This window comes from Shewanella salipaludis, from assembly GCF_012911865.1.
Lineage (GTDB): Bacteria > Pseudomonadota > Gammaproteobacteria > Enterobacterales > Shewanellaceae > Shewanella > Shewanella salipaludis.
Genome location: NZ_JAAXYH010000001.1, coordinates 604,682 through 628,853 on the forward strand (window position 1 = coordinate 604,682; position 24,172 = coordinate 628,853).

The 24,172-nt window shown below is 55.4% G+C and carries 15 protein-coding genes; 7 read left to right on the plus strand and 8 right to left on the minus strand.

The window, feature by feature from the left end:
- The first annotated feature begins 8 nt into the window (after nt 1-8).
- Nucleotides 9-2,051, plus strand: a complete 2,043-nt coding sequence (locus HC757_RS02630) for an alpha-amylase family protein (protein WP_169562737.1) — start codon at nt 9-11, stop codon at nt 2,049-2,051.
- Nucleotides 2,052-2,149: 98 nt separating this feature from the next.
- Nucleotides 2,150-2,533, plus strand: a complete 384-nt coding sequence (gloA2, locus tag HC757_RS02635; RefSeq protein ID WP_169562738.1) for an SMU1112c/YaeR family gloxylase I-like metalloprotein — start codon at nt 2,150-2,152, stop codon at nt 2,531-2,533.
- On the opposite strand, the gene HC757_RS02640 is transcribed toward gloA2, so the two are convergent.
- Nucleotides 2,524-3,171 carry an NUDIX domain-containing protein gene (locus HC757_RS02640; RefSeq protein ID WP_169562739.1) on the minus strand — a complete coding sequence of 216 codons (648 nt, stop codon included), beginning with the start codon at nt 3,169-3,171 and terminating at the stop codon, nt 2,524-2,526. The genes gloA2 and HC757_RS02640 overlap by 10 nt on opposite strands.
- 47 nt (nt 3,172-3,218) lie before the next feature.
- Nucleotides 3,219-4,061, minus strand: coding sequence for a tRNA (adenine(22)-N(1))-methyltransferase (locus tag HC757_RS02645; RefSeq protein ID WP_169562740.1), 843 nt, complete (start codon nt 4,059-4,061; stop codon nt 3,219-3,221).
- A 488-nt stretch (nt 4,062-4,549) separates the two neighbouring features.
- Between HC757_RS02645 and HC757_RS02650 the strand changes: the two genes are divergently transcribed.
- The 4 genes from HC757_RS02650 to HC757_RS02665 all read left to right on the plus strand — a co-directional run bounded on the left by HC757_RS02650 (nt 4,550) and on the right by HC757_RS02665 (nt 13,647).
- A complete protein-coding gene (locus HC757_RS02650; protein ID WP_169562741.1) occupies nt 4,550-6,640 on the plus strand; it encodes a glycoside hydrolase family 97 protein in 2,091 nt (696 codons plus the stop codon).
- A gap of 404 nt (nt 6,641-7,044) precedes the next feature.
- Nucleotides 7,045-9,300, plus strand: coding sequence for an alpha-amylase family glycosyl hydrolase (locus HC757_RS02655; RefSeq protein ID WP_244623003.1), 2,256 nt, complete (start codon nt 7,045-7,047; stop codon nt 9,298-9,300).
- A 147-nt stretch (nt 9,301-9,447) separates the two neighbouring features.
- The gene (locus tag HC757_RS02660) at nt 9,448-11,292 is read left to right on the plus strand and encodes a glycoside hydrolase family 13 protein (protein WP_244623004.1); all 1,845 of its coding nucleotides are present in this window, start codon (nt 9,448-9,450) and stop codon (nt 11,290-11,292) included.
- Nucleotides 11,293-11,883: 591 nt separating this feature from the next.
- Nucleotides 11,884-13,647, plus strand: coding sequence for a sulfatase family protein (locus tag HC757_RS02665; protein ID WP_244623005.1), 1,764 nt, complete (start codon nt 11,884-11,886; stop codon nt 13,645-13,647).
- Nucleotides 13,648-13,815: 168 nt separating this feature from the next.
- On the opposite strand, the gene HC757_RS02670 is transcribed toward HC757_RS02665, so the two are convergent.
- Both HC757_RS02670 and HC757_RS02675 read right to left on the minus strand, forming a co-directional pair.
- Nucleotides 13,816-14,823, minus strand: a complete 1,008-nt coding sequence (locus tag HC757_RS02670) for a class I SAM-dependent rRNA methyltransferase (RefSeq protein WP_169562744.1) — start codon at nt 14,821-14,823, stop codon at nt 13,816-13,818.
- A gap of 249 nt (nt 14,824-15,072) precedes the next feature.
- Nucleotides 15,073-15,489 (minus strand): GFA family protein, encoded by a 417-nt coding sequence (locus tag HC757_RS02675; RefSeq protein WP_342343029.1) that lies wholly within the window; start codon nt 15,487-15,489, stop codon nt 15,073-15,075.
- Nucleotides 15,490-16,117: 628 nt separating this feature from the next.
- On the opposite strand from HC757_RS02675, the gene HC757_RS02680 reads away from it, so the two are divergent.
- Nucleotides 16,118-16,648, plus strand: a complete 531-nt coding sequence (locus HC757_RS02680; RefSeq protein WP_169562746.1) for a hypothetical protein — start codon at nt 16,118-16,120, stop codon at nt 16,646-16,648.
- A gap of 380 nt (nt 16,649-17,028) precedes the next feature.
- Here the strand turns inward: HC757_RS02680 and HC757_RS02685 are convergent, their stop codons facing one another.
- Genes HC757_RS02685 through HC757_RS02705 form a run of 4 tightly spaced genes read right to left on the minus strand, consistent with a single transcriptional unit; the run spans nt 17,029 to nt 24,171 of the window.
- Entirely contained in the window at nt 17,029-17,700 is a 672-nt protein-coding gene (locus HC757_RS02685; RefSeq protein WP_169562747.1) for a GAD-like domain-containing protein, read from the minus strand.
- Between the two features lies 1 nt (nt 17,701).
- On the minus strand, nt 17,702-22,033 hold the full coding sequence (locus HC757_RS02695) for a polymorphic toxin type 15 domain-containing protein (protein WP_244623006.1): 4,332 nt from the start codon (nt 22,031-22,033) through the stop codon (nt 17,702-17,704).
- A 6-nt stretch (nt 22,034-22,039) separates the two neighbouring features.
- The gene (locus tag HC757_RS02700; protein WP_169562748.1) at nt 22,040-23,056 is read right to left on the minus strand and encodes a hypothetical protein; all 1,017 of its coding nucleotides are present in this window, start codon (nt 23,054-23,056) and stop codon (nt 22,040-22,042) included.
- Nucleotides 23,041-24,171 (minus strand): hypothetical protein, encoded by a 1,131-nt coding sequence (locus HC757_RS02705; RefSeq protein ID WP_169562749.1) that lies wholly within the window; start codon nt 24,169-24,171, stop codon nt 23,041-23,043. Before HC757_RS02705 ends, HC757_RS02700 begins: the two co-directional genes overlap by 16 nt.
- Nucleotide 24,172 lies beyond the last annotated feature (1 nt).

Consider the following 24,172-nt stretch of genomic DNA (forward strand, 5'->3'; position numbering starts at 1 on the left):
GAAACACCATGAAGCACATTTCTTTCCCCTCCTCCCTGCATGCTATGGTCGCCGGCCTGCTGCTGAGTAACCCAGCCCAGGCAGTCCATGACGTCGCCCCTGCGGCCGGGGCTGACCTTCCCAAACCAGCCATCGCCGTTATCGCCCAAGGCGAAAATGCCAAAGACGAGAGTGCCAAAGACGGGAGCACGGCAGACACAAGCCCGGCTGGCAAGCCTGTGGTCTACCAGGTGTTCACCCGCCTCTATGGCAACAAGCAGACCAACAATAGACCATGGGGCACCAAGGAAGACAACGGCGTCGGCAAGTTCAGCGACATAGACGATACGGCACTCGACAGCATCAGGGAACTGGGCGTCAGCCACATCTGGTACACGGGCGTGCCCCAGCATGCGCTGCTCGGCGATTACTCGGCCTATGGCATAGACAATGACGACGCCGACGTGGTCAAGGGCCGCGCCGGTTCACCCTATGCGGTGAAGGACTACTACAATGTCGATCCGGATCTGGCCGACGATCCGGCCAAACGCCTGCAGGAATTCGAGGCCTTGATCGCCCGCACCCATAAACACGGCATGCGGGTCATCATGGACATAGTGCCCAACCATGTGGCGCGCCGCTATCATTCCAGCAACAACCCCGCCGGGGTGAGCGACTTCGGTGCCGGGGACGACACCTCGGTCGAATACGCCCGACATAACAACTTCTACTATGTGGTCGGCAAAGCATTTGAAGTGCCTGACACCCAGGCCGCTCCTCATACCACCCCCCAGGCCACTACAGAAGTCACCACAGAGGTCGCGGCCGGGGACACAGGTCGGCCACATGGCGACGGTCAATTTGCCGAAATGCCCGCCAAATGGACCGGCAACGGCTCGCGCCTGGCCAAACCCGCGGCCAACGACTGGTATGAGACGGTCAAGATCAACTATGGCGTGCGCCCGGACGGCAGTCGGGATTTCCCTCCATTGCCGGCGGACTTTGCCCTCAAGACGGCGGCCGAGCATTATGCCTTCTGGCTGGCCCAGGACAGCGACAAGATCCCCGACGCCTGGAAGAAGTTTCGCGACATCAGCCAGTTCTGGCTGGCCAAAGGGGTCGATGGCTTTCGCTACGACATGGCCGAGATGGTGCCGGTCGAGTTCTGGAGCTACCTCAACAGCCAGATAAAGCACACCAATCCCGACGCCTTCCTGCTGGCCGAGGTATATAACCCGGCGCTGTATCGCGACTATATCCACTTGGGCAAGATGGACTATCTGTATGACAAGGTCGATCTGTACGACACCCTCAGGGCCGTGGTGCAGGCCAAGGCCGGCACGGCAGAGATCGCCGCAGCCCAGGCCAAGGTCATGGACATAGAAGCACACCTGCTGCATTTCCTCGAAAACCATGATGAGCAGCGCATCGCCAGCCCTGAGTTTCTCAACACGGCAACCGGCAATGCCTTCGCCGCCCTGCCCGCCATGACGGTCTCAGCCACCCTGGGGAGTTCGCCGACCCTGGTGTATTTCGGCCAGGAGGTAGGGGAAGATGGCAGCGAAAATGCCGGCTTCGGACAGCCTTCACGCACCAGCATCTTCGATTATATCGGGGTGCCGGCCCACCAGCGCTGGATGAATGGCGGCAAATTCGATGGCGGCCAGTCGACACCGGCGGAGAAGCGCCTCAGGGACTATTACCTCAGGCTGTTGAACCTGAGCCGCAGTGCACCGGCACTGTCGGGGGAATATTATTCCCTGGACGCCGCCAATCGCGGCGGTGATGCCAAGACGGCGTATGACGCCAGTACCTTCGCCTTCGCCCGTTACAAGGATACGCAAAAGCTGGTTATCCTGAGTAACTTCGATAAGGCCGGGTCCAAGCGGCTCGCGCTGCGACTGCCGGCCGAGCTTATCGCCCGCTGGCAATTGCCGGACGGCAGCTACCCGCTCAAGGATCTGCTGCAGCAGCATGTCGCCGAACTGACGGTCACAAAAGGGCTTGGCAGTATCCTACTGGAGCTGGCACCATTGGCCTCGGCCGTGTTAGAAATACCCCACAAGCCATAGCTTATCCGCCCCAGCCGGCTCCGCTACAGGGTCGGTTGGAAAAATGGGCCGGCAGGCCTCGGGTCGTCCAGTTGCTGTATTCATCGTGAAGGAGTCTTATGCTGACAGGCATACATCATGCGGCGATAATTTGCCGCGACTATGAAAAATCGAAACATTTCTATGTGGAAATCTTGGGGCTTACTCCCCTGGCCGAGCATTATCGTGAGGCCCGCGATTCCTATAAGCTGGACCTGCAATTGCCGGATCTGAGTCAGCTGGAGTTGTTCTCCTTCCCCTCTCCGCCGGCCAGACCCAGCTATCCCGAGGCCTGTGGCCTGCGACACCTGGCATTCAGGGTCGAGTCGGTGAGCCATTGCGTCGCCAGACTCGAGCGGCATGGGGTCGCCACCGAACAGATACGCATCGACGAATACACGGGCAAGCAATACTGTTTCTTCAGCGATCCCGACGGCCTGCCGCTGGAGCTGTATCAGCTCTGAGCGGCCAGGCCGGGTTCGGATGCCAGGGCGCCCTCTTCCACGACGGCAGCTTCCACTGTGCTATCTTCCACGGCGCTCTCTTCCGCGGCAGCGGCTTCCACGACACCAGGGCGCAGCAAGCGCGCTACGATCAGCTGTAGCAGATAGGTTTCCCGCACTATGGACATGCCGCGCTTGTCGCTGGTGGCCAGAATATGCCGGTTGTGGGCCAGCGCCTCATGAATATTGATCCACACGGGGCGCATGCCGTTGCCCAGCTCATAATCTTCCAACTGAGTGCATTGCAGACTGGTATCGCTCAGCTTTGGATCCGGCCGGCACACGAAGCAGTAAGACAGCATGTGCACAGTATCGAACCCGCCGCGATGCCAGGGCCGCTGCTCCTCGTACAGGCCGAAGGGGCGGATCTCACACAAGTGATTCACCCCTGTTTCTTCGAACACTTCGCGTCGCAACCCCTGCTCCAACGTCTCGCCCTCATCCACACCGCCGCCCGGCAGGGAATAATCCTGGTAGCGCTCGGTATAGAGGAGCAAGATCTCCTCACCGCGCAGGATAATGCCCCGCGCCGCTCTGCGACTGAAACGGGTTCCTTCATCCGTCACCCCTGGATGACGGCTGGATTTGAGTAACTTCATATTGGTTGATTCACTGTAAAATGGTTTCACTGCCTATATATTCAGACTTATTCGGCCGGCAACAGGGCCTGATAAGCCCTGACCACGGCTTCGGCCCCGGGCTGAGACTTCATCCGCCCGTAGTGGCTCAGGGTACGCTTGAGGTAGATATGGTGCAGGGGGTCGTCCCAGTCCCACATGAGGGAGCCGACCGGGGCTATGGGCCGAGATGAGGCCCGCCTGGCTTCCGAGCCATCCGCAGCATAATCATCCGAACCACTATCAGCCGCGCCATAGTTCAGGTGGAGTATCTCGTAGAAACGGCGATTCTCTTCGATGAGCTTCTCATCCAGGAGTCCAAACCCCAGCCGCTGCAACGCCAGCCGCAACTTGTAATTATGATGCACGGGACTCAGAATGAATTCGCACTCGAGTCCGGGGTTGGCGGCGAGTATCCCCTGCACCAGCTCCAGCATGAGATCGCCGCCCACTCCTGCTATGATGATAAGCTGCGGCTTTCTCTCGGTTGTATCCCCAGTCGCAGTCGCAGTGCCGGCAAGAGTAGCAGTACCGGCAAGCGTTTCAGTATCGGCAAGAGTATCAGCATCGCGCTCAGCCAGTCTCAGCTGCGCCACATCCAGGCAATGCACCCGCCAGCGGCTCGGGCCAGGCTCAGTGTCCGTGAGCGGCGCTGTGTCCGGGAGCAGGGACTGGGGGAAAAATCGTGTCAGCCGGGTTGCCAGCTCATCCATCAGCGAGGGCACACGATCGACGAAGTGCACCGTGTCTGCGGCATGGCGCGCCAGCAGCAACATTCCCAGCAGCCCATGATCGCAGCAGCAATCCCAGATATGGCTGTAGCCCTGGCCCACCATCTGATCCAAGAGCTTCAGGCGCTGGCTTATCTTCATGTTCCTTCCTCTCACAGCATTTCTCACAACACATCTATCACGGTGTATTTCTCACAAAAAAAGCACTCACAGGCAAATCTCTGACGGTAAGCCTCTTACGACAAGCTTCTTGGTCCAGGCTGGCACGCTTAAGGTGCGCACTGAGCATGTGAGCATGAAGACTGAGCCGAGAAAAGCCGCCATTGTATCGCATCTGCCGGGCTCTGACAGTCCATCTGCATGGTTTTCGGCACCTGCAAGCTAACCCCTTGAAGATCATATCCGTTGAAGCCGCAAACAGCAGCGCGTCTCCCCCGGCCCCAGGTTCGAACTGATGCCAAGGCCAAGACAGGAGGCAATCGAGTGGGGAGCCTGTGACCGGCAGCTTGAATACGTATGCAGTTGGTTGCGGTGCAAAAGCCATCGCCACTAGTATGCAATAGCCTTAGGCCCAGATTGATGCCTTCGCATAAAACCCTACAAGAAGAATAACGAACCAAGGAGTGTTCATGCCCAGATTAAATCGCCTCTCAACCCGGGTGAGGCTCGCGCTGCTCAGCTCGGCTTGTGCCCTGACCCCTGCCCTGTTTGCGACCTCGGCCCATGCCCAAACCCAGCTGCTGCTGTCACCGGATAAACACATACAGCTGTCGCTGAGCGATGACAAGGGGCGTCCCGAATACGAGGTACGTTTTGATGATCAGCAGGTGATCGAGGCCAGCCGTCTCGGCCTGGTGTTCAAGTCCCTGGGCGAAGTGGGCACGGGCTATCAGATCACCGAGGTGAGCCGCGGCAGCGATGATAGCCGCTGGCAACAACCCTGGGGCGAGCGTGAATGGATCCGCGATCAACACCAGAGCCTGACGGCGACCCTCAGCAACGGCAAGTACAGCTTCAAGCTGGAATTTCGTCTGTTCGATGACGGCCTGGGTTTCCGTTATATCTTCCCCGAGCAACAGGGGCTGAACACACTGGAGATCACCGACGAGCTGACCGAATTCGTTGTGCCCAGTCCGCAGCAGACCCAGGCCTGGTGGATCCCGGCCCGCGGCTGGAACCGCTATGAATACCTGTACAAGAGCACTACACTCGCCGACATAGACAGAGTCCACACCCCCTTCACGGTAAAATTACCGTCCGGCACCCATCTGAGCATTCACGAGGCGGCGCTGGTGGATTATGCCGCCATGACATTGGATCAACGCCGCGACGGCACCCTCAAGGCGGATCTCACCCCCTGGTCCGACGGCATCAGGGTCAAGACCCAAGCAGAGTTTCATACTCCCTGGCGTACGATACAGATCGCCGCCAAGGCCTCAGGGCTGCTCAACTCCAACCTGATCCTCAACCTCAACGAGCCCAACAAGCTCGGCGATGTCTCCTGGGTACAACCTGGCAAGTATGTCGGTGTCTGGTGGGGCATGCACCTGAATGAAAACACCTGGGGCTCGGGGGCAACCCACGGCGCCACCACAGCCGAAACCGAGCGCTACATGGATTTCGCCGCCAAATACGGCTTCGACGGCGTCTTGGTCGAGGGCTGGAATCAGGGCTGGGACGGCAGCTGGTACGATAACGGCGACGTGTTCAGCTTCACCCAGGCCTACCCGGACTTCGATCTGCCGGCCATCAGCGCCTACGGCAAGCAGAAAGGCGTGAAGCTCATCGGCCACCACGAAACCTCGGGCTCTGTGACCAACTACCGCAAACAAATGGGCGCCGCCTTCGATATGTACCAGAAGTACGGCGTGACCCAGGTCAAGACCGGCTATGTGGCCGACGGCGGTGACATCAAACGGGTCGACGACCAGGGCATCACCCGCCACGAATGGCATGACGGCCAGTTCATGGTCGGCGAATACCTGCACAGCGTCACCGAAGCCGCCAAGCGTCACATCAGCATCAACAGCCATGAGCCGATCAAGGACACTGGCCTGCGCCGTACCTACCCCAACTGGATCGCCCGCGAAGGCGCCCGAGGTCAGGAATTCAACGCCTGGGGCCAACCGCCCAACAACCCTGAGCACACGGTCATGTTGCCCTTCACCCGCATGTTGGCCGGCCCCATGGACTTCACCCCTGGGATCTTCGACCTGGCACCCAAGGGGCTGGACGCAATCACCCGGGTACAGACCACCCTCACCAAGCAGTTAGCCCTCTATGTGGTGCTCTACAGCCCCATACAGATGGCGGCCGACTTGCCACGCAACTATGAGAAACATCCGGACGCCTTCCAATTCATCCGTGACGTCCCCAGCGACTGGAGTGAGAGCATCGCCCTCGACGGTGAAGTGGGTGACTTCGTGGTCATAGCTCGAAAAGAAAGGGCCCGCAAACAACGGGCAGGTGAAAACCAGGGCGACTGGTACCTGGGCGCCCTCACCGACGAGTCACCCAGGGAACTGACGGTCAAGCTGGACTTCCTCGATAAGGGCAAGCGCTACCAGGCGCAGATCTACCGCGACGGCGCCAAGGCCGACTGGAAGACCAATCCCTATGACTATGTGGTAGAAACCAAAGAGGTCGGCGCCAAAGATAGCCTGCAACTCAAGCTCGCCAGCAGCGGCGGCACCGCCATTCGTTTCAAGGCACTCGACTGACATAAGCCCGAGCGCTCTGAGCCTACGCCAATAAAAAAACGGCACCCTTGGGTGCCGTTTTTTTATAGAGAGCCGGGCCGGACCCAGGGCACAGTTGTGTGACAGTGTTTTCCGCCTCGTTGGCTGCCCCATACGCTGTCGCCGCCGCTGCAGCGAATATCAGGATAAGGAACCATCAATTAACTTCAATTATTGGGAAAAGCCATACCCATTCATTATCGGGATATAAACATTGAAGCTATAAATTGAAACGACTGAATATTATTGAAGACATTATTGAAGATAGTATTGAATACGTATGTAGGAGCTTGTTCATTAGCCGATTATTTGTTCAAGTGGGTTGTTCGATTATGTATTTCATTGGCAACTCATTAGACACTGAAAAAACAAAATAAGGGAAGATGATGAACAATAATTTATTCAGGACTATGAAGACGTTCAGTTTTATTGCATTTACGCTCGCCGCCTCGGGGAGTTATGCAGCCGTATCTCTGGGCCCCATCACGGCTAAAGACACAGTTTACCAAATTCTGACCGACAGATTCTATGACGGCGACCCAACAAACAATATACCTGCAGGTTCACCTTCGCAGATCTTCGATGGCACAGGCAGCGACATGAAACTGTATCAAGGTGGTGACTTTAAAGGAATAGTTGCCAAAATTCCCTATTTAAAGAATATGGGAGTCACGGCAGTTTGGATATCGGCACCTTATGCCAACAGAGATGAAGCCATTGTCGATCACCAGACGGATGGCAGCCAGGTAATTTGGTCCAGTTATCACGGCTACCATGTGAGCAATTATTATCGCACCAACTCGCACTTCGGAACTATGCAAGACTTCAGCGATATGGTCGAAGCACTGCACGCCAATGGAATAAAAGTCGTGATTGACTTTGTCTCTAACCACACGAGTCGCTGGCAGAATCCAACCAATGGAAATACGCCTGAGAATGGCCGTTTATACGAGCCGGATAGAGATGCCAACAATAGCTTCTCGTTTGACGCCGGCGGCGATCCTGTGGATCTCAACAACGATGGCTCTTCCGATAATTTGATTGCCGATCCCAATGGCACCTTGAACCCTGACTGGTTTCACCGAAAAGGTGACAGGGGCAGTGACAGCAGCCGATTCGGCTATCGTTATCGGGACTTGGGTTCACTGGCAGACTTCACCCAGGAGTTGCCTGCCGTGGCACAATATCTGGAAGAGGCGGCAATTTTTTGGAAGGGCAAAGGCATAGACGGCTATCGCCATGATGCCACCCTGCATATGAATCCAGCCTTTGCCAAAGGCTTCAGAGACGCGATCGATTCCGCCCCGGGTGGCGCGGTGACGCATTTTGGTGAGTTTTTCATAGGGAAACCGGATCCCAAATATGCCGAATACACCTCATTTCCAACGAGGACGAACATCAATAATCTCGATTTCGAGTTTTTCCGGACCATGACCAATGTTTTTGCCAATGGCTCCGAAGATATGAACACCCTGGCGAATTTTTACCAATACACGGCCAATGACTACCAATATGAAAATCAAACAGTCACCTTTATCGATAACCATGATGTCCCACGATTCTTGAGAATTAACAGCGATCACCGCAGCCTGGATGTTGCGCTGGCCACGTCCCTCGTCTCTCGCGGGGTTCCCAACATTTATTATGGTACCGAACAATATGTTAACGGCCATGATGCGAGCGAAAATGGCGGCCGGGTGTTCCTGCAAGTCGATAAGCCATTCAGCCAAACGACTGCCGCCTATAAAATCATTCAGAAACTCTCCGCATTGAGACAGGAAAATGATGCCTTGGCCTACGGCTTAACCAATGTGCTCTATTCCACAGCCGATGTACTTGTCTTATCGCGTAAATTTTACGATAAAGAAGTGGTCGTCGCGATAAACCGCAGCCCATTCAACGCCTACACAGTGCCGGATCTGGCAACCAGCCTGCCCACAGGCAGTTATGCCGATAAGTTGACGAGTGAGTTGTCCGGCGACTCCGCCACAGTAATCAGCGCCGGGGTCGGCCAGAAAATAGCCTCATTTCAGCTAAGCCCGCAGGAGGTCAATGTCTGGAGCTATAATGCCGATCTCGGCACGGCCCCGCGCATAGGCGACATGGTGTCTGTCGCAGGGAGGGAAGGCAATGAAGTGACCATCTTGGGTACGGGTCTTGACGGCGCGGTCCAGGTTTATTTCGATACTGTGCAGGCGCAAGTGAACTCTAACAGCGGTACTGAAATTAACGTCACAGTGCCCGGCATGGCCGGCGGAGAGAAAATAGTCACGGTCAAAAAAGCCGGGGTTACCAGCAACAACTTCAGCTTTAATCTGCTGTCGAATGATCAAAATCAAATGATATTTCATGTGCAGAAAAGCACGGCTCTGGGACAAAAAGTCTATCTGGTCGGCAGCATACCCGAGTTGGGAAGTTGGGATCCGGCTAAGGCCGTGGATGCCTTCCATAATCCGGATCCCGTCGAATGGTACAATTGGTTTTTGCCTGTGAGTGTGCCTAAAGCAACCTCTTTCGAATATAAGTATATCTTGAAGGATGATCAGGGCAATGTGATATGGGAAGGCGGCGCAAACCGCACCGCGACCTCATCTGCCGATGCCGCAGGAGTCGTAGATCTGCCACAGACATATTTCCAGTAATGGTTTTAACATTGCACGCCTGGGTGACCCGGCGTGCAATGTTTCAACGCCCAGCCGCGTAAACAGTCCTTGTCTAGCGACACTATAGCCGCGAGTAATTAATTAATCTTTATGAATATAAAATACATCCTTCGGAAAGTCAGTTGTTTGAGTTTGCTGTTCACTTTCTCGGTATTGGCGTCGAATCACGATGACATGCCCAAGCCGGCAACCCAAGCTGGCGAATTTGTGCCTGAATGGGCCAAATCCGTCGTCTGGTATCAGATCTTTCCCGAACGTTTTCGTGATGGCGACGCCACCAATAACCCTGAGCTGACCGATATCCTGGGTGCAGATCCCGTCGAACCTCCCAAGCAGTGGCACATACACCCATGGGGCAGCGATTGGTACCAACGACAAGATTATGAGTTGGCCAATGGGGAACCCGAATTATGGAAACACCTATTGCGCCGCAGATACGGTGGCGATTTGCAGGGGGTGATAGATAAACTGGGCTATTTGCATGAACTGGGGATCACCGCCATTTACCTCAATCCCGTCTTCGACTCGCCGTCGCTGCATAAATATGACGGTGCCAGCTATCACCATATCGACCCCAACTTCGGCCCGGATCCCCAGGGTGATCGCGCCCTGATGGCAAAGGAAAATCCACTGGACCCTGAGACCTGGATTTGGACCAAGGCGGACGAACTGGCGCTGCAACTCATAGACAAAGCCCATAAGTATAAAATGAAAATCATCTTCGATGGTGTCTTTAACCATATGGGTGTTAACAGCTTTGCGTTTAAGGATCTCAAGCTAAAACAGCAGGATTCTGCTTATAAAGACTGGTTCAGTGTGAAGAGCTTCGATGACGCAGCAGCAGGCACCAGCTTCGATTACGAGGGCTGGTTTGGGGTAAAATCACTGCCGGAATGGCGTGAGGATGAGCATGGCATAGTCACAGGCCCGAAAGAATACATTTTCAATGCCACCAGACGTTGGATGAACCCCAAAGGCATGGGGACGCAATTTGGCATAGATGGCTGGCGTCTGGATGTGGCCTTCGAAGTTCAACATGCATTTTGGAAAGACTGGCGAGCCTTGGTCCGAAGCATCAATCCAGAGGCCTATATGACGGCTGAATTGGTCGATAAGCCAGAGAAAGTCATCCCCTATTTTCAGGGTGACGAATTTGATGCCGAGATGAACTATAACTTCGCCTTCACCGCGACCGAGTTCTTGTTTAATCCCACCGGGATGAGCATCTCTGTTTCCCAATTCGATGCAAAACTTAAAAAGCTGCGTGAACTTTATCCCGCAGGTGTCGCCTATGTTAATCAGAACTTGTTTGGCAGTCATGACACAAACCGCCTTGCATCGCACATAGTGAACCGGGGGCTGGGTAATTTCCGTAACTGGGGGCAATATTTTAACCTGTCACAGGCGGCCAATAACCCAGAGTATCGAGTGCGTAAGCCCAATGCCGACGAAATCCGGCTGCAAAAATTATTTGTGATTCTGCAAATGACTTATGTCGGTGCGCCCATGATCTATTACGGTGACGAAGTCGGTATGTGGGGCGGGAACGATCCTGACAACCGCAAACCCATGCTTTGGCCGGACATAGGCTATCAAGCAGAGCGTTACTTGCCCAATGGCACCGAGCGCGCCCCGGATAAGTGGGATACAGTCGCAATAAATCGAGACTTACTGTCACACTATAAACGCCTCATCGCCATAAGAAATCAACATGCAGCTTTGCGGCTGGGTGATTTCACCAGTCTGTTAATCGACGATAAACAAGACGTCTACGGATTTGCGCGTCATTATCGGGGGGAGACCATTTGGGTGTTGCTGAATAATTCGAATGTAGAGCGTCTGGCAACCCTGACTGCAGTGGCAGATAAAGGTATGCGGGATCTCATGAGTCAGGAGCTGTTCCTGCCACAGCAAGGAAAACTTGAGGTGGCTATTCCCGCGAAATGGGGACGTATCCTGAAGTTCGAATGACAGTTGCGCCGAGTGATTGAATGATTGAATGATTGAGTGATTGAGTGATTGAGTGATTGAGTGATTGAGTGACAAGATAAATGCACAATGACCCTGTCACTCGCCATTCCCTGGCAGCGAATAACCATTTTTAGGGGTGCAGTTCACATCAGCAAGTTTATCGGCGGCAAGCTTGGGAGCAAGCTTGCCGTCACTCCAGAAAGCCTAGGCCCTGCACGACAGGCCAGCCCTGAAACGTCTATGCCTAAGCGCCAGCGCCCAATTTCGTGCCCTCCCTGTCTTGTTGATAAACCCTTTCGTGATTAAGTCTGTTGACTCTGTTGATCAGGGCCCGCGTCGGCGTTTTCCTTAACCCTGCTGACTATGCCGGCTAAACTGTGCCAGCTAAAGACACCCCAAGAGACAGAGCCGGGCTTAGCGTCTCTGAGACATTGATATACTTGCAAAAGTGAGTGAAAGCAGCTCATGGCCAATGGCATCGAGCTGTTGAATTGGCAGGCGGGAGTCGGAAGCAAGAAATCCAATCTATGTACAAATATGAGGCTATGCTGAAGGGTAGGACCGTCTCCATCCAATCATTATAGGGAAATTATGATGAAAATTAACGGCAAACAACCCAACTTCCTGATCATCACCACAGATGAGGAAAGGTTTCCCCCTCCTTACGAAAATCCCGAAGCGAAAGCATACCGCCTGAAAAATAGCCTGTGCCTGGGGCAAATGCGCCAAAGCGGGATTGAATTTATCAACCACAACGCGGCGTCGACCGCCTGCGCTCCGAGCAGAACCTCCATCTACACTGGGCAATACCCCTCATTGCATGGCGTCAGCCAAACCCCGGGGATCGGCAAGTCATCCTTCGATCAGAACATGTTCTGGTTGGAACCCAACACGGTCCCCACCATGGGGTCCTGGTTTCGTCAGGCCGGTTACCAGACCTACTACCGCGGCAAGTGGCATTTGTCCGATGAAGACATCAACATCCCTGGGACCCAGGACGCCCTGCTCAGTAATTCCACAACGGGCCAACCCTATCCGGAAAAAGTCGAGTTATATGGCAAGGCCAACCGCCTGGACAAATACGGATTCGATGCCTGGATAGGCCCCGAGCCCCATGGGGCGGCGGAAAACAACTGTGGTACGGTGCGCGACCCGGGATTTGCCGATCAGGTATGCCGCACGCTGGCGATGCTGGACCAAGCGGCGCAAACCGGAGAACAACAGCCGTTTCTGCTGGTGTCTTCCTTCGTTAACCCCCACGACATAGTATTGATGCGCAACCCCAACTGGTTTGAGGACTTCTATCAGCAGAAAGAAGCAGGCACTCTGCCCCATGTGGCCGAGGCCCCGAGTCAGGGTGAGAGCCTGGCGGATAAACCCCGTTGCCAAAAAGACTATCTGTATACCTATCCCCATATGTACATTCCCCAACCAACGGACGAAAGCTATCGCCAGTTTTACTATTTCCTGATGGCCGAGGTGAACAAACATATCGGCAGCGTATTCGAGGCACTGAAGAAGACCTCCTTCTTTGAGAACACCATAGTAGTGTTTACCTCAGATCATGGTGAGCTACTGGGCGCCCATGGCGGTCTGCACCAGAAATGGTATACCGCCTATCAGGAAGTGCTGAACGTGCCCTTTATCGTCTCGAACCCGGTACTGTTTGAGAAGCCGCGGCAGCTGGAGCTGACCACCTCCCATGTCGATCTACTCCCCACCCTGCTGGGCCTGGCAGACATTGACGTGGAAAAGGTGCGCCACGCATTGGCGAAAGATCACAGCGAAGCCCGCCCCCTGGTTGGACGCGACCTGTCGAGCGTCATACTCGACCGGCAAGTTCCGGCGGAAGAAGCTATCTACTTCATGACCAACGACAATGTAGAAGTCGGTGCCGACATGAGGAATCCGCTGACGGGTGTGGCTTACAACAGTGTCGTGCAGCCCAATCATATTGAAGCCATAGTGACCAAACTGCCGGAGCTGAGCGGGGATACCCGCTGGAAGTATGTGCGCTATTTCGATAATGCCCGTTACTACTCGGGTGAAGGCGTTCTCGCGGGGCAAACCGGCAGTCGCCACGATGCGGGCAACCTGGTGGGCGCCGGCAATCCGGACGGTGTCACCACCAGCCGTTTCATTCCCAGCGAGTACGAGTGCTATGATTTGAGCGCGGATCCCACCGAAGAGAACAACCTGCTGAGCCCACTATGCCCCAACCCCCTGGATGACAGGGTGCATGCAGCGCTCAAGACCATCATGCGGGAACAGCGCAGGAGCAAACGTCTGCTGCCGCAGAACATCAACAACGAAGAAAAGCGTGAAAGCAACAACCGCGTCCCACTGCGGGAGTGATGCAGATTTTCCGGGCGCGAGCACCGAGTCTCTCGGCCGGTGATTGGCTATGTCGGCGAGCCGGAAATGAGGTCAATCACCCACGCATTGAAAGCGTCCGGGCGGTCGAAATTGGCGAGATGGCCGGCATCATCCAGGACTCCCAGACAGGATCCTGGATGATGCATCTCAATTGAGTACCAGGGCGACGATTTTCAGCGGATGATTGTCATCGAAAGAGGGAAAGTCCTCATGGGGATCGAGCCAGCGATGGGAGACGACCGTGCGTCCCTGCTTGGCGGCGCAGCGCACCAGGCTGTCGAACCAGGCCTGGCGCTCTACCTTGGCGACGTTGTTGCAACAGACTATGGTGCCGCCGCTCTTGGTCGCCATCAGGGCCGGCTTGAACAGGCCCTGGTAGTCGTTGACCAGATCGACTATGCCGAACGGGCTCTTGGCGAAGCGCGGCGGATCGAGAAACACCAGATCGAATTCAGTCTTGGGCAGCTTGGGATACTTGGGCAATTTTTGATTGCGTCGCCCCCCCACAGTCAGGCCCGCCAATTGGCGCAGCGCCGGAAAGGCATCACTCTGCACAAATTCACATACGCCGGCCACCCGGTTCAACTCGGCGTTGCGCTGGCCTGCCGCCAGCGCGAAGGAGGAAAAATCGACGTTCACCACCCGACTGGCACCGCCGACGGCCGCCGCAGTGCCTATGCCACAGGTGTAGGAAAACAGATTGAGCACAGTCCTGTCGTGGCTATTGCCACGGACAAATTCGCGGCCGATGCGCATGTCGAGGAATAACAAGGGATCCTGGCCTTCGTGGCGCAGTTTGGAGCCGAACCTGATGCCATTCTCTTGGATCATTTGTTCGGACTGGGCGAAGGCCTCCGTGTCGCTATCGAGAGAATTCAACACCCGCGAGTTTTTGGTCGACCTGTCGTTATAGATCACCGGCAAGTCAGACACCCGGGCCAAGGCATCGCTGAATTGCACCAACTCCGCATCGGCCAGCGGCTGATGGAAACTCTGGATCAACCAGGCATCGCCGTACCTGTCTATGTTAACCCCCTCCATGCCTTCGACCGTGCCATGAAACAGCCGAAAACAGTCGGTCTCATCGCGCTGCGCTTGCAATAAAAAATCCTGACGCTTGGCTAAGGCGCGGCTCATAAGGGTTGAAATAGACATGAAAATAAGACTCGTACTGGGCACTGGATGGCAAGGGGTCCATATCTTCATATGGGATGAGCGGCCATGATAACAAAAAAGCCGTCCAAGTTTGGAGATAATCCGGCCCGGGCGAGGTAAAGCCAAGATTCAGGCGCTACTGGCTACTGGCTACTGGCTACTGGCTACTGGCTACTGGCAGGATGATGAGCGGTTTCCCGGGACAGCAACAGCCAATGCTGCCCCGAGCTTCGAGCCTAACCTGAGTAGTTAAGGCTGCTTGTCGAACTGCATGACGCCGTCCGGCACCTGGAACCAGGCTTGTTTCTCACTCAACCACACATGTGCCGTGGGTTGGATGAGCCTGGTATCGCTCAGGTTGCTGGGTTTGAGCTTGATCTTATCCGGCTCGTCCGGATTGACGTGATAGATCCTGTTGCCACAACTTGGGCAGAACATGGCATCGCTGCGATTGCCGCTGTCCGCCGGGCGCGACCAGAACTGCATTTCACCCTTGAACACCAGGTTACTGGCTTCGACCATGGCCGTGATGCTGAAGGCACTGGTGGATAATTTCTGGCACTCCTTGCAATGACACGCCACTACCATAGTGGGCGGCGCCAGCAGCTCATAGGTCACCTTGCCACACTGACATGCCCCAAAAATCGGATACTGAATCGCTTCCACTCGACCTCCTATCTGGCTACTGCTCTCGTCTGTATCACCCATGATACAGCCCTTTCTATACCACACTTTCTATAACACACTTATAATGCCAATTCGCGGCAGCCGAAACGCCGCAGGCCAATATAACCCGGTCGGCAAAAACAATGCAACAAAGCCGAATTACAGAATGCTATACCGCCAAGTAAATTAACACCTTATCAAACTATCATTACAAATATCTTGCAAAAACATACCGCAAATATCCTATCAAAACATCCAAGCCGAAAAATAGTTAAAAACAAAATGCCATACCATTAATTAAAGATTGTTTTAGCGCCGTATCCCTTGAAATATTAGGCCAATAGGCGTCTAATGCTAAAGCATGGAATACGAGTCAAAGATCGCATTGCAACCTAATAGATTGCATGGTTCGACTGTTGACAAGTTATTATCTTAAGTTTCAATCCGGCAATAAATGCATGCGACAAATGCACACAGCAAATGCTTATAGCGAATTCACACAAAAAAATTAACAGGTAAATCACATTAACTTAGCATAATACATTTTTAGGGAGAGAAAATGCCTACTACATTGACGTTATATCGCGGAGAGAAAAGTGCCTGGTGGCCGGCACCGGACATCAGGTTAATGAGCGGAATGACTCTGTATCAGCCTTGGGCCGCAGCGACCGCACTGGCACTGTGGAATAAGCTGTCCCAGGAAGTATCCAGGCAACTTGGTCTGAACCTCGAAAAGAAAGTCGCCGCCTATGCCCAATTTCTGCGCGCCTCGGGCAGGCCCTTCGCCCTATCCACCGCCTGGACCGAAACCGGCTCCTTCAGCTCAGACTATGATTATGTTATCAAGATCCCCAATGCCCACCTGTTCTATTGGGGCGGCAGCAAAGATAAACCTGAACTGGGCGAACAGCTCAACATCTCGAGTCCCAGCCAGGTCACGGCCGATTTTATCGTTCTCAATGCATCGACCCTGGCCGCCTCGACTGTCCTGGGATTCGGCCACAACACAGGCACCAAGGAGATCACCTTCTTCCACGATTTACCGCTCGGACTCATCCAGTCATGCAACGGCAAGGCACCCGACGCACTTGGGATCAAGACCAAGGCAGACCTGAGCTTCGATGAGAAAATAAAATACGGAAAATTTTTAAGAAAGTAACAACCAGCCCCTTTGCCAGAAAGCTGGGGGCATTATTTTCCAATTGATAAAAACTCTATTCCTAACTGTAAAATATAAGTGACACTTTATTCGAACGATAATCGGTGACCTTTATCAATTCGAATCCCCCCGAGAACCTGTATCCTCAAACAAATCATCTGATTTAAAACAACAGTTTCAGAACTTCTCACCAATTTATGACAAATGAGTAAATAATAAACTCTATTACAATCTATAGATTATGTTATGAGCAATATCATAGAACTGCGAATGTCTGCCCATTGGTTAACCCAAGGCAGATCAGAAGTGTTCTGCTGCCGAGGGTAAATTTAATAAAAGTCTGCACGCTGATTCAAAGTGACAGAAAAATGCCAAAAATACTACTGATTATGGGGTAGTGCTTTTGACATGGCGACTATGTCGGCCATCACTTGCTTTTCACCCAATTCGGCCAAGAAAGTTAGATGTTCGAGTGCTTTGACTTTCTGTAGGTTCTCTAGTTTTGGTGCCCCACCTAGGGCCAACGCAGGCACGAAAGCATACATCTCATCGGCGTCTAACGGGCCCAGTTTTTCCATAGCACGTTCAAACAAAGGTTTACCCTCTATATCTTCTTCTTCCATCATAGACTTAGTATTTGTAGCAAAAAATAAATCAATAGTCTTTTCAGGTCCTCTCTTAATTAAATTATCGGTAGAATCAGCTGGTAATAACATTCCATAACTCGGGTTTATTTTGATGCTCTGCCCCGATGTTTCACCCCATACAAACAAGCGACCAAATGCACCACGACCAATAACATAATAGTTATCCTTGCCGACGAAGGGGGTGCCCGCTAACCACAAGTCTAAAATCTCGCTGTAATCCTCTGGGTTAACTATCCAGAAAATGCCCTCACCCCAGCCACAGAAGCCATATTCCTGCCAATATTCCAATAGTCTAGCCGGTAACTTGTCCTTAAAGTGCAGTAGAGTGGCCTCAATTGGTTGCTTCGATTTTATCGCCGGACCAAAACCCGCGAAAGTATAAAAATTATCAAATAATTTATTCATTTTATTTACACCTGTGTAAATCCACATCCATTAATGTATCTGGGCCAAGCTCTTCCAAGGCTTTTTTTGCTTCAATATCCATCAAGTCAACCCGGCTCAGGGTCTCGCCCCCATTGGTCTTCCATTGAGAGCCGATGGATTGATTGACACTGGCATCTCCCAGGTCGAACACCACGTCATTCCCGCCGGCAATCATATCAGGGTTATGAAGCGCATTGAGAGTATTCATATCATTCAGAGCTAATTCTGTTGCCTTATCTAGCGCTTCCTGACCGATATATTCTCCTTCAGCCAATAGTTCATCATTATATTCTTTAATTAAATCTTCTTTGAAATTTTTTCTTGCTTTATCCTGAGCCTGTCCCGTTCCTTTACGGCCTATGGCTTTATAGGACTCTCTATTGTCCAGATATTCTTTCACCGACATCTTGTTGATGCCATCTTGTTGACCTTGCAACTGTCTATCGTACTCGACATCTGAGCCTTTTTTATTTTTCTTGAAACAGGCCACCTTATGCTTTTTCATCAGACTGGCTTTTGCCGCAGTCAATGCCTTGGTACCGGGAAGCTCTACCTTATCCAGTTTCTTGATAACTGGTTCCAAGGCTTTATCGGCAAATTTCCCCGGGATCAGCGCCACAGCCATAGCAGCAGTGCCGGCCAGAGTGGGGCCCGTTTCCAACAGCTGTGATAGTTGCTCGATGGAATCGGCAATACCTTCTACTGCCCACTCTATGGGCAACACAGTAACAGGTTGCAATCCAGGCTCTTCGGGCGGCGGGCCATAGACAGCTTCTCCCGCTCCTTCCTTGCAGCTCAGCCCCAAAGGATCGACCCAGTTGATGTGGTTGGGGGCGTATTGGTAGTGGTTTATTCCACCAAGCAAACCTATGGGATCTTGGCTGATGAAGCGGCCGCTTTGGGGATCATAGTAACGGAAGTGGTTGTAGTGTAAACCACTTTCTTCATCATAGTATTGCCCCTGGAAACGCAGCGGGTTGGCTATCTCCTCTATGCTGACAGAGGCCTGACCGAACACTGAGTAATTGGCTTGCCAGACGATTCGACTCCGGCTGTCGACCAGTGCCAGCGGGGTGCCAAGTTGATCCAGCCGGTAGAAGAAGAGCTCGCCGTTTCTGAGCAGTGCCAGCGGCCTGTTGCCCCGGCCATCGCCATTGTCCGGTTCATACAGATACCAGCTAAACGCGTCCTGGCTATGCTCGCCAATCAGCTGATTGCCGTCCCACAGGTAATCGATGCGGCCGGCGGCGGTGATCTTGGCGCTGCGGCGGCCGAGGGCATCGTACTCGTAACGGCTGATGTTTGTGCCGTTGGAGAGACTCACCAGCTGGTTTAAGCCATTGAACTCACGTTTTTGCTGGCCCGAGGCCGTTTTTACACTCAGCTGGTTGCCGCTGTCATCATAACTGTAATGGCGACCCAGATAGCGCTGCAGCTTGTCCTGCTGCAGCTGAATATCATCACCGACCGGATTGCCGAAGCTGTCCCAGCTATGGTGCTCGTTCTGGCTCGGATCCGTGTCGTGGCGCTTGCTGACCAGCTGATCCAAACTGTCGTATTGGTAATTCACCTTCCCCTGGCGGGTGTCTTCCACCGTCAGCAACTGATGCAGGGCGCTGTACTGATAGTGACGCTCATGCAACTCGCTGCCATGCTGCCATTGTTGACCGCTCAAGCGATTGAAGGCATCGAACTGCTGGCTCATGACCATGCCGCTGGCATATTCGCGCTCGCTCTCACGCCCGGCGTTATCGAAGCGCCGCAGCAACAAGGGCTGCTGGTTCAGCCCCAGCTGGGACACCTGTCCCTGGTCGTTGTAACGATAATCGAGCTGACTGCCATCGGGCAGCAGGATCGCGGTCTTGCGGCCCGCGGCGTCGTACTTATGCTCTATATGCCAATTATCCTGCCACAGGGATTTCACCCGGCCGTTGGCATGATGACCGAAACGTAATTTGCGCTGGCCGTTGTTGGCCCTGAGCAGGCGTCCCAGTTTGTCGTAGTGAAAATGCTGGCTGCTCAACTGGCGGTTAGCGGCACCGAGACAGAGGGCTTTTTGCTCTATCACCCGCCCCAGGGCATCGCGCACCACGCGGATCTGCCGCTGACTGCCATCCTCCAGGCCGATCACCTTGCCATTGGCGTCATACTCATACTGCTGCACCCGACCGTCGAATCCCTGCAGCTTGACGGGCCTTTCCCGGCCGTCGTAGTCCAGCTGATAGCGGGCGCCATCGCTGCGCATGATGGCGGTCAGGTTGCGTTCGGTATCGTATTGATAACCCAGGCTGCTGCCGTCGGGCTGCCATTGCTTGGTGGGCTGGCGCAGACCGTCGTACTGCCATTGCCTTTCCTGGCCCAGGGCATTGGTCTTGGAGATCAGCCGCCCGGCGCTGTCATAGTCGAAGCTTTGCTCCAGCACTTGCTCGGGGGCATCCTGGGGATATTGGCGCAGGCCTATGAGCTGACCGGCCTCGTTGCGGCGATATTCGGTCACCAGACCCGCGGCATCCACCAGCCCATTGAGGCGCCCCAGCTCGTCGTAGCTGTAACGCGTCAGGCCTGTCGGCGCCCGCCGGGCCAGCAGTTGCCCTTCGGTATCCCAGGCAAAATGGGTGCTGCTGCCATCGGCGGCCGTGATGCAACTGAGTTGATTTAAGCTGTTGTATTCATAGCGCACCTTGGCACCGTCGGGGGAGATCTCGGCCTTGAGCAGGCCGGCGGACGTGTATTCCCGCCGCCACTCCTGGCCTTCGGCATCTATGATACCGCTGCGTTGCCCCAGGGCGTTGTAGTGAAACTGAGTGACGCCCGCGTCTGCGGCTATGATATGACTGAGCTGGCCGCGGCGGTTGAACTCGAAGCGGGTGGTGGCTCCCAGGGGATCGATTTCGGCCACTTTCTTGCCTTGGTCGTTCCATTGGTACTGCCAGCTGGCGCCATCTGGGGCCACTTTCTTGACTAAGCGATTCTGCTCGTCGTGATAGTAGCGCCAGCACTGGCCACGACTGTCGGTGCTGAGGGAGAGGCGTTCGGCATCGCGATACTCGAAGCGGTAGTCGTAACAGCCATCATCGCCCCAGTTGCGACTGCAGCGGGCGCCGGGGCCATCGCCATCCCAGCTGAAATAATGCCTGAAACCGCTGGCCCGCTCCCTTTCGGTGAGCAAATGACCGGCATATTGATAACGCTCGAGCTGTTGACTCAGGTTGGTGGCGGCGCAGAGATCGCCGGCGGCATCATAATCGTAGCGCGCCAACACCTTGCCCAGCCGTATCATGCCCTCGTCGCTATGGCGTACGGCCTCGATCTGGCTCAGCTGACCCTTGGCGCTGTAGGACAACTCGATACCCCGGCCGGCGCTGTAGTCGATGCGGCTGAGCCTGTGTAGCCTGTCGTAAAACAGCTGCAAGGTATGACCCAGGTTATCGAGTATCTGATGCAACACCCAACGCCGGCGAGCCGACTTGTCGGCACTTGGCACAAACACCCAATGGGTATCGTCGGGTCTGAGCAAGACCAGGCTGCCGTTGGCCTCGTGGCGCAATGCCAGGCCCTCGGCCAGCTGGTAGCTGGTTTGCCCGGCGGCGACTTGGGCGAAGGGCAAACGCCGGCCTTCCTCATCCGTTAACCACAGCAGAGGCTCTTCCCCGGCGTCGGCCAGCAAGTCGATCTGCAGATGAAAATTACTGCGCCAGCCAAAACCTAAGCCTATATTCTCAGCGCTCTGGCTCGAGCGGTAGCTGCGCACCCAATGCAAGGGCAAGGGCCCTTCGAGGCTGAAGTCGGTCAGCTCGAGGATCTCTTCGCCGCTGCACATGGCCACGGGATCGCCGCAGGTTTCCTTGTCTTTGTTCGCAGGTTCCTGATTGCCGGCGGCATTCTCGCCGCGGCTGCTATTCACCCCCGGCTCGGCTGCTGCTGGTTGCTCGGCCCGGCCTCCGGGATTGGCCGCCTTGGGCTGTGCGCCGCTCTTGGGAGCCTTGGCCGGTGCCGCAGGGATCTCTGCCGGTTGCGCCGGCAGGATGCAGGCAAAGAGTGTCTTGTCGACCAGGGCCTTGGCCAAAGTCTGGCGCAGTGCCCCGGCGCGGGCCTGGCTCCACATGGTGACGCCGGCGGCGCTCCGGTTGAACCAGGCATAAACGCTGACGATGGAATCACCCGGCAAGTCGGATACCGCAAACAGTGACTGCAAGAGGGAAATGGCACTCTGCTCATCGGCAAATACCAGGGGCGCATGGGCCGGCTTGGCCGTGCTGAACTGTATTAAGTCGCCTGAGCGGGCCTTTAAGGATAACGACTTGGTTACCATCTTGAGTTAACTTCCTTGTTGTGGCGGCTGGTCATTCATGGCCTGCCAACTAAATAATCCTGTTGCGCGATAGCGTTTGGCGGAGATCTCACACTGCAAGACTTCGCCGCTTAGGCTTCCGCGCTGAAACCCCTGGTACAGATGCAAGAGGCGATACAAACCACCTGCGGCCCCCAGCTCACCACTCTGGTAGGCGGGAAACACCAAACGTGTCTGCCGATCCAACACCCCGGCCAGTGCGGGATAGGCGGCTAACCAGAGTTCGGTCAGTCGCTCATCGCCGTTGTCCGGCAGGTAAATGCCGGACAAGGCCCCGCTGGCCACTTGCGCCACCTGGGTAAACAAGTTGCCAAGGGCCTGCGGGGCTGGAGTCCTTCCCAGATCCGCATCCGTGGCGGCAAAGTCCAGGCGCAGGCCCTGGCTGGCATGCTCGAGGCAGAGGCTGACAATCCCCTCCGACGGCGCCAGGCCCATGTGCTCCTGACTCAATAAACGTCCCTCGGCGGCCAGCGTCTCCAGCAAGGCGACATCGGCCAGGCTGTCTATCGCCACCAACCACAGCCTGCCCCCTGCCTGCCCCCCATCCAGACTCGACGAGGAGTCTCTGCGTGTCAGCTGCTGCTTGGCCGCGGCCAATGCCATCAGGCAGCCGCTGCTGCCGTAGGGAAAAATTTTACAATCTGCATGAGCCAGCAAGCCGGGAAACCTGGCCGTAATACGCCCGAGCAAGGATTGCAACGCCCCTTCATCCGTGCCCAGGGTTTCCGGCAAGATAAGGAAAACACACTCATTGTCCGGGCAGGCATGCTGGGTCGCAAACAGCTGCTGCAACAGGGCCATGGCCCTGGCCGCAAAATCAGGCTCGGCGGCCAGTTCCGGCAAAAAATTGGCCAAGATCCTGCCCCCTTCGAGCTCGACAGCGCCATCCTCGGGGGCAAACTCATCGAGCATGGCACCCGAGGCCAGATCCCTGGCCTTGCCGATCAGCAACCCTGAGTGTGCCAAATTCAACACGAATGCCATTGGCCCCCCAATAGCCCATCGGGCCGTGACAGGGGCAGCTCAGGCCGGCGCAACTTGGCATGGCAGGCCGCGGCCCGGCGCTGGGCCTGATTACCCCCATGCCAGATAACGTCCAGTGCGTCGCCCTCCAGGGGCCGGCCCGCCAATACGGGCTCGGGACCAAAGGTGGGGACAGGTTCAGCAGCAGTTTCCAACAGGCGCTCGCCCTCTTCTACCCCCAGCAGCAGGCAGAGGGCGTCGGCGGCGGCCTCGGCCAGCTCGTCAGGCTCTGTCTGTTCAGGCTGTCCTTCCTGTTCTGCCTGTGTCGCCAGGTCACGCAGCAGAGGCACAAACTTGCTCAGGCCGCTGTAACCCAGGGCGCCGACTCGCCGCGGCAGTGCGCCGGTTTGCAGCAGCAGATTGAGCATGGCGACCTTGGACTGCGCCGGCGCGCCGCAAAGCAGCAAGGGCACATAATCCGAGTCCTGCAGACCCTGCTGCAACAGCTGCTCGAGCAGCCTAGGCTCATCGCCGCCCTGCCCCAACAGATACAGTGCCAGCTTGGCCTGCAGCGCCACGGGCCCTGCGTCCCCGGCATGGGCCAGCAGCCTGTCTTTGGCAGCCACTTGCCCCGTGCTCGCCAGGTACCAGAAATAGGCCGGCACGACTTGCTCCCCCTCGCCGATGTCAAAGCCGGGAGTGGATAAGCCGGGCACAGCCAGATAGCTCGCCAGTTGCCAGCAAAACTCGCCGCCCCCGCCAATGGCACTCGATGCCAACAGTTGCCGCAGCGGCAGCTCATCCAAGGCCAACTTGATTGCCGCCAGCCATAGTGCCTGGGACAGTGTCGCCTCCGGCGCATGCAGCGCCTTTGCGTCCCACGCATCCCTTGAGCTTGCATCCAGCGGCGTCAGCAGCCAGTCGAGCCAGGGACTGTTTGAGTCGCCAATGCCATCCGCAATTTCGCCCGTGTCGGTGCGCCCCAGGCCGCGCCGGCGCAGCAGCCGCAACCCCGCCAGCAAGCGGTTATCATGCTCGCGTAATTGCTGCAGCCCGGCATAGCGGCTGCCGAGCAACACCTCTCTCTGACTCAGGAGTAACCCTGTACGCTCCAGCAGCATCTCATCTGTGAGCATG